General features: G+C 73.4%; 6 protein-coding genes and 4 pseudogenes. 3 read left to right on the top strand and 7 right to left on the bottom strand.

Annotated features, from left to right (window positions below):
* Positions 1–3: 3 nt before the first annotated feature.
* Positions 4–261, top strand: coding sequence for a glycine zipper domain-containing protein (locus tag BN1555_RS21815; protein WP_093800957.1), 258 nt, complete (start codon positions 4–6; stop codon positions 259–261).
* Between the two features lie 83 nt (positions 262–344).
* Here BN1555_RS21815 and BN1555_RS21810 read toward each other — a convergent pair.
* The 6 genes and pseudogenes from BN1555_RS21810 to BN1555_RS21785 form a co-directional block, all read right to left on the bottom strand.
* Positions 345–1687: pseudogene (locus tag BN1555_RS21810) on the bottom strand (RNA polymerase sigma factor).
* A gap of 63 nt (positions 1688–1750) precedes the next feature.
* Positions 1751–3664: a DNA primase gene (dnaG, locus tag BN1555_RS21805; protein WP_093800956.1), complete on the bottom strand. Its 1914-nt coding sequence runs from the start codon at positions 3662–3664 to the stop codon at positions 1751–1753.
* Between the two features lie 69 nt (positions 3665–3733).
* Positions 3734–4995: pseudogene (locus tag BN1555_RS21800) on the bottom strand (NAD(P)/FAD-dependent oxidoreductase).
* Between the two features lie 163 nt (positions 4996–5158).
* Positions 5159–6426, bottom strand: a pseudogene (locus BN1555_RS21795) (deoxyguanosinetriphosphate triphosphohydrolase); the annotation flags it as partial.
* 147 nt (positions 6427–6573) lie between these two features.
* Positions 6574–7493: pseudogene (locus tag BN1555_RS21790) on the bottom strand (sirohydrochlorin chelatase).
* Positions 7494–7739: 246 nt separating this feature from the next.
* Positions 7740–8381, bottom strand: coding sequence for a GNAT family N-acetyltransferase (locus BN1555_RS21785; protein WP_093803548.1), 642 nt, complete (start codon positions 8379–8381; stop codon positions 7740–7742).
* 34 nt (positions 8382–8415) lie between these two features.
* Here BN1555_RS21785 and BN1555_RS21780 point away from each other — a divergent pair, with 34 nt between their 5' ends.
* Together BN1555_RS21780 and BN1555_RS21775 are read left to right on the top strand one after the other, a co-directional pair.
* Entirely contained in the window at positions 8416–9141 is a 726-nt protein-coding gene (locus BN1555_RS21780; protein ID WP_093800955.1) for a SanA/YdcF family protein, read from the top strand.
* A 126-nt stretch (positions 9142–9267) separates the two neighbouring features.
* Positions 9268–11445, top strand: coding sequence for a molybdopterin oxidoreductase family protein (locus BN1555_RS21775; RefSeq protein ID WP_093800954.1), 2178 nt, complete (start codon positions 9268–9270; stop codon positions 11443–11445).
* Here BN1555_RS21775 and cutA read toward each other — a convergent pair whose 3' ends face one another.
* The gene (gene cutA, locus BN1555_RS21770) at positions 11446–11820 is read right to left on the bottom strand and encodes a divalent-cation tolerance protein CutA (RefSeq protein WP_255306117.1); all 375 of its coding nucleotides are present in this window, start codon (positions 11818–11820) and stop codon (positions 11446–11448) included.
* Positions 11821–11850 lie beyond the last annotated feature (30 nt).

The raw sequence follows: 11850 nt of genomic DNA, 5'->3' as shown, positions 1-11850 counted from the left end.
ACCATGGCAGGGAGCACGGAGAAGAAGAGCGCGGACCGGAACGCGCGCAGTGACACGTCCGGCCTCGCGGTCGGACTGTCGCTCGGGATGTCGGTCGGCGTCGCCGCCGGGCTGCTGCTCGACAGCCTGGCGACCGGAATCGCGTGCGGCATGTGCATCGGTGTGGGGATCGGGGCCACGTTCGACGCGCGCCGCAGGGCCGGGAAGAACGCGGCCGACGGGGGCCGGGCCGACGGGGGCGGCCCCGTGGACGGCTCCTGACCCGAGTGCGCGGACGACGGCGCCCGGCCCGGTGGCCGGGCGCCGTCGCGCGTGCTCGTCGTGCTGTCCGGGCGGGCCGGCGGTCAGTCCAGGTAGCCGCGGAGCTGGTCGGCGAAGGCGTGGTCGCGGAGCTTGTTGAGGGTCTTGGACTCGATCTGGCGGATGCGTTCGCGCGTCACGCCGAAGAGGCGCCCGATCTCCTCCAGGGTGCGGGGCCTGCCGTCGGCCAGGCCGTACCGGAGCTGGACGACCTCGCGTTCGCGCTCGCCGAGCGTGGAGAGCACGGCGTCCAGGTGCTCGCGCAGGAGGAGGAAGGCGGCCGACTCGACGGGGGACGCGGCGTCGCCGTCCTCGATGAGGTCGCCGAGCGCCACCTCGTCCTCCTCGCCCACGGGTGCGTGCAGCGACACCGGCTCCTGGGCGAGGCGCAGTACTTCACCGACCCGTTCCGGGGTGAGTTCGAGGTGGGCGGCGACCTCCTGCGGGGTGGGCTCGTAGCCGCGTTCCTGGAGCATCCTGCGCTGGACGCGGATGACACGGTTGATCAGCTCGACGACATGGACCGGGACGCGGATGGTGCGGGCCTGATCGGCCAGCGCGCGGGACATGGCCTGGCGGATCCACCAGGTCGCGTACGTCGAGAACTTGTAGCCGCGGGCGTAGTCGAACTTCTCGACGGCGCGGATGAGGCCGAGGTTGCCCTCCTGGACCAGGTCGAGCATGGTCAGACCGCGGCCGACGTAACGCTTGGCGACGGATACGACAAGACGCAGGTTCGCCTCGATCAGGCGGCGTTTGGCCATCCGGCCCATGACCACGAGTCTGTCGAGGTCGACGGCGAGCTGGGAGTCCGGGTCGCGGACGCTGCCGAGTTTCTCCTCGGCGAAGAGCCCGGCTTCGACCTTGCGGGCCAGGTCCACCTCCTCGGCCGCGGTGAGCAGCGGGATGCGGCCGATCTCGCGCAGGTACTGCCGGAAGAGGTCGGAGGACGGGCCCCCGCTGTCGGCGCGGCCGTCGCGCCGCCGCCCGGGCGCCTCCGGTGTTCCGGGAGCGTCCACCGAGTCCTCGACGAGGACTTCGGCTTCCACGACCTCCACGGAATCTACGGAATCTACGGGATCTACGGGATCTACGGGATCTACGGGGTCGGTTTCGGGGGGGAATTCGCCCCGGCTCCGCGGAGGGACCGTGGTGATGACGTCGGTCAACGCCGGGGGCTGGCTCTGGGTCTGGGTCTGCACGGGGGGCGACCTCCAGGTGATCGCTGCCGGTTCGGGGGGCGTGCGGCAGCGGGACGGGAGCGGCCACCGGGCCGCCGTCCGTCCCGTACACGATGAGCGGATCCGCGGGTGTGGGGCCCACTCGGCGTGGGTCGGCCGCGCTCCGAGGACTCAGGCACCGCCACCCAGTGTGGGGTACGACACATCACCGCCACGAGGGGCGTGCGGTGACTTTTTGGGTCCGGTCCGTCACCGGGCGGCAGGAGCCGTCAGAGCGCGGCCGCGCCGTGGTTGCGCAGGGACTGGGCGTACTGCTGGAGGACCCACAGCTCGTTCTGCACGGCGGCGAGCTGCTGCGGGTCGGCGTGCGGGCCGCCGAGGCGGGCCAGCGTGCCCTGGACGTCCAGGATGCGGCGGTCGACCGCGCGCAGGCGGACCCGGATCAGCTGCTCGCCGGCGTAGACCTCGTCGACGGCCTTGCGCATGATCGGTTCGACGGCGAGCTCCGTGACCAGCGCGCGCACCGTGTCGTTGGGGGCGGTCTCGCGGACCCTCGCCAGGTAGTCGGAGGTGTCCTGCGCGCCCTGTTCCGCGCCGCCCGCCTCCTCGATGACCTGGCGTACGGCGGCGTACGGCGGGGCGGTGAACTCGTCCGCCCCGTACGCGTCGAACGCCGGGGAGACCAGCTCGGGGCGCTGGAGGGCGAGCTTCAGCAGCTCGCGCTCGGTGCGGTGCGCGGGGCTGCGCAGATTCAGCGCGGGACCGGACGGGCCGGGGGGCAGGGCGGGGCCCATGTCGTACGAGGGCGTGGGCCGGCGGCCCTGGGGCACGGCGGGCCCCCGGCCGCCCCGGTCGCGCGCCCAGCGGGCGAGCTGCGCGACGCGCTTGACCACGAACTGGGTGTCGAGGATGCCGAGGATGCCCGCGAGCTGGACCGCGGACTCGTGCTGGATCGCGATGTTCTTGATGTTGGCGACGATCGGCGCGGCCTCGTCGAGCGCGGCGGCCCGCCCGGCCGGGGTCTCCAGGTTGTGCCGGGACACGACGTGGCGGATGGCGAACTCGAAGAGGGGCGTACGCGTCTCGACCAGGGACGCCACCGCCGCGTCGCCCTTGGCGAGCCGCAGGTCGCAGGGGTCCATGCCGCCGGGCGTGATCGCGATGGACGTCTCGGCGGCGAACTTCTGGTCGTCCTCGAACGCGCGGAGCGCCGCCTTCTGGCCGGCCGCGTCGCCGTCGAAGGTGAAGACGACCTCGGCCGAGGCGTTGTCCATGAGGAGGCGGCGGAGGATCTTGATGTGGTCGCCGCCGAAGGACGTGCCGCAGGTGGCGATCGCGGTGGTGACGCCGGCCAGGTGGCAGGCCATGACGTCGGTGTACCCCTCGACGACCACCGCCCTGCTGGTCCGGGCGATCTCCTTCTTGGCCAGGTCGATGCCGTACAGGACCTGGGACTTCTTGTAGATCGCCGTCTCGGGTGTGTTGAGGTACTTCGGCCCGTTGTCGTCCTCGCGCAGCTTGCGCGCGCCGAAGCCGACGACCTCGCCCGTGATGTCGCGGATCGGCCACATCAGGCGGCCGCGGAAGCGGTCGATGGGACCGCGGCGGCCCTCCTGGGAGAGGCCGGAGAGGGTCAGCTCCTTGTCGGAGAAGCCCTTGCCGCGCAGGTGGCGGGTGAGGTGGTCCCAGCCGGCCGGGCTGTAGCCGACGCCGAAGTGCCGGGCGGCGTCCTGGTCGAAGCCGCGCTCGGCCAGGAACTTCCGGCCGATCTCCGCCTCGGCGGAGTCGAGCTGTTCGGTGTAGAACTGCGCGGCGGCCTTGTGCGCCTCGACCAGGCGGACGCGCTCGCCGCGCTGGTGCGCGGGGTTGTAGCCGCCTTCTTCGTAGCGCAGGGTGATGCCCGCCAGGGCGGCGAGGCGCTCGACCGTCTCGGAGAACGAGAGGTGGTCGATCTTCATCACGAAGGCGATCGTGTCGCCGCCCTCCTGGCAGCCGAAGCAGTGGAAGAGACCCTTGCTCGGGCTGACCTGGAAGGACGGGGACTTCTCGTCGTGGAAGGGGCACAGGCCCTTCAGATTGCCGCCGCCGGCGTTGCGGAGCTGGAGGTACTCGGAAACAACGGCGTCGATCGGGACCGCGTCCCGGACCGCCTTCACGTCGTCATCGTTGATCCTGCCTGCCACGCGTGAAGTGTACGGCGGCGCTCGGACACTTCCGTCGGCCGAGCGGCCGGTGAGCGGCCGGCCGGGTGGTCAGCCGAGCAGGGAGGCCAGGTCCACGGACGGGTCGGAGAGGGCGTAGGTGTCCACCGGGGCTCCGGAGCGGATCAGCGCCTGGACGGTTTCGGTGACGTCCCACACATTCACGTTCATGCCCGCCAGGACCCGGTTGTCCTTCAGCCAGAACGCGATGAACTCGCGCTTTCCCGCGTCTCCGCGGATCACGACCTGGTCGTACGTGCCGGGGGCGCCCATCCGGAGTATTCGAGCCCGAGGTCGTACTGGTCGGAGAAGAAGTACGGGACGCGGTCGTACGACACCTCCTGGCCCAGCATCGCGCGGGCGGCGGCCGGGCCACCGTTCAACGCGTTGGCCCAGTGCTCGACGCGCAGCCGGGTGGAGAGGAGCGGGTGGTGCGCCGCGGCGACGTCGCCGGCGGCGTAGATGTCGGGGTCGGAGGTGCGCAGCCCGGCGTCCACGGCGATGCCGCCGCCGTGCGCGCGGTCGGCCAGGTCGAGGCCCGCGGCCTCGGCGAGCGCGACGCGCGGGGCGGCGCCGATCGCGGCGAGGACGTCGTGGGCGAGGTGCTCCTCGCCGTCGTCGGTGCGGGCGGCGAGGACCATGCCGTCCTGGCCGACGATCTCGGTGAGGCGGGCGCCGAAGTGGAAGCGGACTCCGTGCTCGCTGTGCAGGTCGGTGAAGAGCTGGCCGAGCTCCGGGCCGACGACCTGGTGGAGGGGGGTCGGTTCGGGTTCGACGACGGTGACCTCGGCGCCGTAACCGCGCGCGGCGGCCGCGACTTCCAGGCCGATCCAGCCGGCCCCGGCGATGACGAGATGCCCGTTGTCGCGGCCGAGGGAGGCCAGTACGCCGCGCAGCCGCTCCGCGTGGGAGAGGCGGCGCAGGTGGTGGACGCCGGCGAGACCGGTGCCGGGGATGTCGAGGCGGCGCGGCTCGGAGCCGGTGGCGAGCAGCAGCTTGTCGTAGCGCAGGGCGGTGCCGTCACCGAGCACGGCCGTCCTGGTCGCGCGGTCGAGGTGGACCACGGACTGGCCGAGGTGCAGTTCGATGTCGGCCTGTGCGTACCACCCGGTGTCGTGGACGAAGACGCTGTCGCGTTCCTTCTCGCCGGTCAGGAACCCCTTGGACAGGGGAGGGCGTTCGTAGGGATGGTCGCGTTCGTCCCCGATGAGGATCACCCGGCCGGTGAACCCCTCGCTGCGGAGCGTCTCGGCGGCTTTCGCCCCCGCCAGCCCCCCACCGACGATGACGAACGTCAGATCTGCGTCGACCACTTGGTGCCTCCTCTGTGCCTGCCCCACACTGTGCCGCCGTATTCGAGCGTCCCGCACGGAGCGTGATGGGGGAAGAGGGGGGTGTGCTGCGGGCGTGTCGCGGGGGGCTCCGGAGAGGTGCGACGGCGGACCGCGCGGCGGCGGACCGGTTCCGGTGGCACGGTCATGCGCGGCGTGGTGCGCGGGCGGTGAGCCGGGCGTGCAGGGACAGGGCGGCGGCGTCCGTGAAGCACGCGATCTGGTCGACGATCACGCGTTTGCGGGCCCTGTCGTCGGGCGCGGCGGTGAACAGCGCGCGGAACTGGGGATCGAGGCCCTCGGGGGCGCGGGCCGTGAGTGCCTCGGTGAGCTCGGCGACGACGATGCGCTGGTCGGCGCGGAGCCGCTCCTGTTCGTCGCGCTGCATGACGTAACGGACGGCGACGGCCTTGAGGACGGCGCACTCGTGGCGGACCTCGCGCGGGACGACCAGCTCGGCGGCGTACCGGGTGAGCCTGCCCGTTCCGTACGCCTGGCGGGTGGCGCCCTCGGCGGACAGGCAGAAGCGGCCGATGAGCTGGCTGGTCGCGTCCTTCAGCCGGGCCTGGGCGACGGCGGACCCGTCGTAGCCGTGCGGCCACCACTCCTGGTCGAGGAGGCGGTCGAGGGCCTCCGCCAGCTCCTCGGGGCTGGTGTCCTCCGGTACGTACCTGCCGATCGCCACCGCGAAGACGTCCTGGCGCTCGGGCTCGGCGAAGAGGACGTTGGGGTCGAGGTGGCCGGCGTGCAGGCTGTCCTCGAAGTCGTGCACCGAGTACGCCACGTCGTCGGACCAGTCCATGACCTGGGCCTCGAAGCACTGGCGGTGGGCCGGGGCGCCCTGGCGGGCCCACGCGAAGACGGGCAGGTCGTCCTCGTAGACCCCGAACTTCACCGAGCCGGGGTCCGTGGGGTGGGCGCCGCGCGGCCAGGGGTACTTGGTGGCGGCGTCGAGGGCTGCGCGGGTGAGGTTGAGGCCGACGCTGACCATCTCGCCGCCCGGCTCCGACCGTACGAAACGCTTCGGTTCGAGACGGGTCAGGAGGCGGAGCGACTGGGCGTTGCCCTCGAAGCCGCCGCAGTCCTTGGCGAAGTCGTTGAGTGCCTGCTCGCCGTTGTGCCCGAAGGGCGGGTGGCCCATGTCGTGGGAGAGGCAGGCCGCCTCGACGAGGTCCGGGTCGCAGCCGAGGGCCGCGCCCAGCTCGCGGCCGACCTGGGCGCATTCGAGGGAGTGGGTGAGGCGGGTGCGGGGCTGGCGTCCCAGACCTGGCTGCTGGAGTTGGGGGTGACCACCTGGGTCTTTCCCGCGAGGCGGCGCAGCGAGGCGGAGTGCAGCACGCGCGCGCGGTCGCGCTGGAAGGCGGTCCTGCCGGGCCGTTTGTCGGGCTCGGCGGCCCAGCGCTCGGTGGCGGCGCCGTCGTAGAGGGCGTCGTGGAGCGGGACGTGGGGGAACGGGGCGTCGTGCGGTGGGGCGGCGGCCGGTCGGTCTTCGGCGTGTGGGACGTCGTGCGCTGTGCCTTCCATGCACCGACAGTAGACGCAGGCAGTGACAGCCGGGGCTCAGGCGGCGGCCAGTTGGTGCCGGGACGTCGTGGAGCGGGAGGCGAGGGCCTGGTCGTAGCGGAGCAGGAGGAGCCGGGCCAGGGCGGGGTGGGTGCCGAGCGGCGCGGCGGAGATCCAGGGTGCGGCGGCGGCGCTCTGCGCGGCGAAGCGGCCGGGCGCGGTGAAGTACGAGGCGACGGCGGCGCGGTGGCGGCCGCGTGCGGCGAGGGCGCGCAGGGCCTCGGGGACGGTGGGCGAGGCGGCGGACGCGTAGGCGGGGACGACGGGGACTCCGCCGAGGCGCTCACTGAGCAGGGCGGCGGTGCGGCGGGTGTCGGCGGCCGATTCGGGGTCGCGGGAGCCCGCGGCGGCGAGGACGATGCCGCTTCCCGGGTGCGCGGCGTCGGACGCCTGCCAGCCAGCCTCGGTGAGGCGGGCGTACAGCGCCTCGACGAGCAGGGGGTGCGGGCCGAGCGGGGCGGCGATCCGGGTGCGCAGGTGGGGGCGGTGACGGCGGCCTGCGGCAGGTCGTACTTGACGTGGTGGCCGCGGCCGAGCAGCAGCGGTACGAGCACGGCGTCGCCGCCCCGGCCGCGGTGGAGGCCCGCGAGCGTGCCGGTCAGCAGCGGCTCGTTGAGTTCGATGTGGCCGAGGCGTACGTCGAGCCCCGGGCGCAGCTCGCGGACGCGCTCCAGCAGCGCGGTGACGGTGCGCAGTGCGTCGGGGTCGCGGCTGCCGTGGGCGACGGCGACGAGGGTGGGCGGCGCGGAGGTCCGGGGCGGGTGCGGTGGCGGTGGCGGTGGCGGGGTCATCGGACGGCGGGTTCCGTTCAGGGAGACGTACCTCAGCTGCGTGCCGAGCTGGGCGGTGACGCGGGCGAGCAGTTGCGCCGTGCTGTCGAGAGGAAGTGACGCGCGGTGTGCTGCCGACTCCGTCATGGACCGATACTGCCGGGCTCACGTTGCCGCCTCGTTGCGTGAGGGTGACGGGTGTTTTCCGCGGCCTCACCGGCCGGGCGGGGCCGGTGTCAGAGGCCGCGCCGGGCAGGCCCCTCCTCGTCCCCCGCCCCGCCGAGGAATCCAGCCCGTCGGGGGTCCCTCCGGCCGATGCGGGCGCCCGCGCGAGAACCCCTCCGGCCCCGGCAGCCGGAGGGGGTCCCACCGCGCCGGCCGGGAGCGGGGCCGTCAGGCCCCGAACAGCTCCCGGCACGGCCCCAGGCCCGCCACCTCCACCGGCACGGTCCGGTGCGCCTCCCAGTCCTCCCGGCCCAGCCGCAGCCGCAGCACCGTCCTGGCCTCTCCCCGTACCGACTCCACCAGCAGGCCGTCCGGCCGGTAGCCGAGCTTCTCCGACACCCGCAGCGAACGCGGATTGTCCGTCATCGCCGCCGACGTGACATACCGCGCCCCCAGCCCCTCGAAGGCCAGGTGCAGCACGGCCGCCCGCATCTCCGTGCCGATTCCGCGCCCCTGGTGTACCAGCCCCAGCCAGGAGCCGGTCTGTCCCTCCCTGGTCACCGGGAAGCCGTCCGCCGCGAGGTCCTGCCGGCCGACGGTCCGGCCCTCGCACCGCACGGCGAGGCTGAGCGTCCACTTCTCCGGCCGCCACTCGGCGACGGTGCCCAGCACGTGCTGGAAGGTCGCCCGCGCCCGGTCCTGCGGCGACCCGTCCGTCCACGGCACCGAGAACGGCATGGACGCCTCGTCGTGCACGCCGTCGGCCGCGACGCCTGCCAGCTCGTCGAGCACATCGCCGTCCGGCAGCGCCAGTTCGAGGCGCGGAGTCGTGATCCGGAGACCGTACAGGGGCCAGAATTGTCTCGACATGGCGAAATCATTCCAGTCGGGGGCGGGCGAGAGCATGCGGTTTTCCTGGAGCAGGGCACGGGCCGGGGCACAGCGGTGGGCGGGCGGACGACTGGAGCGCCCGCGCCTCGTACCCCGCACCCGCCGCGCCCGACGACGTACCGTTCAGGCCCTCATGCTCGCCTCCGTGCTCGCGCTCGCCCCCGCGACCTGGCTGCACGCCGCCGCCGACAGCCGGGTCAGGACGACGGCCGACGCCCCGGCCCGCGACGTGGTCGTCGTCTTCGGGGCCGGTCTCCGACAGGGCAGCCCTTCGCCGTACCTCGCGAACCGCCTCGACGCCGCGGCCGAGCTCTACCGGACGGGCAGGGCGAAGGTCGTGCTCGTGACCGGGGACAACAGCCGGGCGGAGTACGACGAACCGGACGCCATGCGCACCTACCTGACCGAGCGCGGCGTGCCCGACGAGCGCATCGTCAGCGACTTCGCGGGCTTCGACACCTGGGACTCCTGCGTACGCGCCAAGAAGATCTTCGGGGTGGACCGGGCGGTCCTGGTGAGCCAGGGGTTCCACATCCGCCGGGCGATCGCGCTGTGCCGGTCCGCCGGTGTCGACGCGTACGGCGTCGGGGTCGACGCCCGACGCGACGCGACCTGGTACTACGGCGGCGTACGGGAGATCTTCGCGGCCGGCAAGGCGGCGCTCGACGCCGCGACCGAGCCCGACCCGCGCTTCCTGGGGCGCGAGGAGCCGGGTGTGACCGAAGCGCTGGCGGACTGACGGCCGCCCGGGTGCCGGCCGGGTCTGCCGCCTCACCGGGCGGCAGGGGCCGGGCGGAGCCGGGCGTACCGGGGGCGTAACACCTGGGCGACCGTCGCCGTAACACCGCCGTCGCATGCTGACGGCATGCCCCGCACCTCCCCCGCTCCGGCCGCCACCCCGCCGTCGACCCCCACCCACTGCCCGTACTGCGCGCTCCAGTGCGGCATGAAGCTGCGAGCCGCCGCGGGGGACGGCGACGGGGTGGAAGTCGTCGACCGCACGGACTTCCCCGTGAACCGGGGCGCGTTGTGCGGCAAGGGCCGTACGGCGCCCGCAGTGCTCTCCTCCCGGGTGCGCCTGACCGGGCCCCTGGTGCGACGCCCCGCCACCGGCAGGCTGGAGCCGGCCACCTGGGAGGAGGCTCTGGCGAAGATCGCGGAGGGGCTCGGCCGTACCCGGGAGGTGTACGGACCGGACGCCGTCGGGGTCTTCGGAGGCGGCGGGCTCACCAACGAGAAGGCGTACGCGCTCGGCAAGTTCGCCCGCGTGGTCCTGTCCACGTCCCAGATCGACTACAACGGCCGCTTCTGCATGTCGTCCGCCGCCGCCGCCCACCAGAAGGCCTTCGGCCTCGACCGCGGCCTGCCCTTCCCGCTGGAGGACATCCCGCGCACCGGCTGCGTGATCCTCGTCGGGTCGAACCTCGCCGAGACGATGCCGCCCGCGCTGCGCTACCTCACGGAGCTGAAGGAGAACGGCGGCACGCTCATCGTCGTCGACCCGCGCCGCACCCGCACCGCCGAGCAGGCCGACCTCCATCTCGCGCCCCGTCCCGGCACCGACCTGGCGCTCGCGCTCGGGCTGCTGCACATCGTCGTGTCCGAAGGCCGTACGGACGAGGACTTCGTCCAGGGCCGCACGGCCGGCTGGGACGAGGCGCGGGCGGCCGTGATGGCGCACTGGCCCGAGCTCGTCGAACGCATCACCGGTGTCCCCGTCCCCCAACTGCGCGACGCGGTAAGGATGTTCTGCGACGCCCCGGCCGGCATGGTCCTCACCGCGCGCGGTCCCGAGCAGCAGTCCAAGGGCACCGACACCGTCGGCGCCTGGATCAACCTGTGCCTCGCCACGGGCCGTGCGGGCCGCCCCCTGTCCGGTTACGGCTGCCTCACCGGCCAGGGCAACGGCCAGGGCGGCCGCGAGCACGGCCAGAAGGCCGACCAGCTGCCCGGCTACCGCAAGCTCACCGATCCGGCCGCGCGCGAGCACGTCGCCGGGGTGTGGGGCGTGGACCCCGACAGCCTGCCGGGTCCGGGCCGCAGCGCGTACGAGCTCCTCGACGCGCTCGGCGGCGACATCAAGTCCCTTCTCCTGATGGGCTCGAACCCGGTCGTCTCCGCGCCCCGCGCCGCCCACGTCGAAGAGCGCCTGCGCTCCCTGGACTTCCTCGCGGTGGCGGACGTGGTCCTGTCCGAGACGGCGGCGCTCGCGGACGTCGTCCTTCCGGTCACCCAGTGGGCGGAGGAGACGGGAACGACGACGAACCTGGAGGGCCGGGTGCTGCTGCGCCGCAAGGCGGTCGACCCGCCGCCGGGCGTACGGACGGACCTGGAGGTCCTGCACTCCCTGGCCGCCCTGCTCGGTCACGAGAAGGGCTTCCCGGTCGACCCCGAGGAGGTCTTCGCCGAACTGCGCCGCGCCTCGGCGGGTGGCCCGGCCGACTACTCCGGCATCTCGTACCGCCGTATCGCCGAGGAGGACGGCGTCTTCTGGCCCTGCCCGGACACGGCTCCGGGGTCTCCCAGGTCTTCTGCGTCCTCTGCCTCTTCCGTGTCCTCCGCGGCTCCTGGTGACGACCACCCCGGTACGCCCCGGCTCTTCCTCGACCGCTTCGCGACGGAGGACGGGCGGGCCCGCTTCGTCCCCGTCACCCACCGGCCGGCGGCCGAGGAACCGGACGCCGAGTACCCGGTGCTCCTCACGACCGGCCGGGTCGTCGCCCAGTACCAGTCCGGCGCCCAGACCCGCCGTGTCGACGAGCTCAACGCGGCGGCGCCCGGCCCGTTCGTGGAGCTGCACCCGCGGCTCGCGCAGCGCCTGGGCGTGTCGGAGGGCGACCGGCTGTCGGTGGTGTCCCGGCGCGGGCGGGCCGTGGCTCCGGCCAGGATCACGGACTCGATCCGCTCGGACACGGTCTTCATGCCGTTCCACTGGCCGGGCGAGGGCCGGGCCAACACCCTGACGAACCCGGCGCTGGACCCGACGTCGCGTATGCCGGAGTTCAAGGTGTGCGCGGTACGGATCGAGCGCACGCAGGACTGATCACGGGCCGGCGGAGCCCGGGAGGGCGGTGTCCGGGTCGGCGGAGTCCGGGAGAGCGGTCTCCTCCCCCACCCAGGCCAGGTACTCCGCGCTGCCGCGGACAACGGCCGTAGCGATGATCTCGGGCGTCTCGTAGTCGTGCGCGGCCTTGAGGTGCGCCTCCAGATCGGCGTACCGCGCGCCCGCCGTCTTGAAGACCACCTGCCACTCCTCGGCGGTCTCGGTGGCCCCCTCCCACCAGTAGACGGAGGCCACGGGCCCGCTGACCTGCGCACAGGCCGCCAGGCGCGCATCGACGGCACCACGTGCGAGCTCCAGCGCCTTCTCGCGGCTGTCGGTCGTGGTCAGTACGCTCAGCCATTCGGCCACTGTCACGGGCGTTCTCCTCATGGACGGTTCTCTGCC

The organism is Streptomyces sp. Wb2n-11, from assembly GCF_001049855.1.
GTDB classification, from domain to species: domain Bacteria; phylum Actinomycetota; class Actinomycetes; order Streptomycetales; family Streptomycetaceae; genus Streptomyces; species Streptomyces altiplanensis.
The sequence above is the reverse complement of the archived record's forward strand: the minus strand, read 5'-3'. Positions and strand labels throughout refer to the sequence as shown.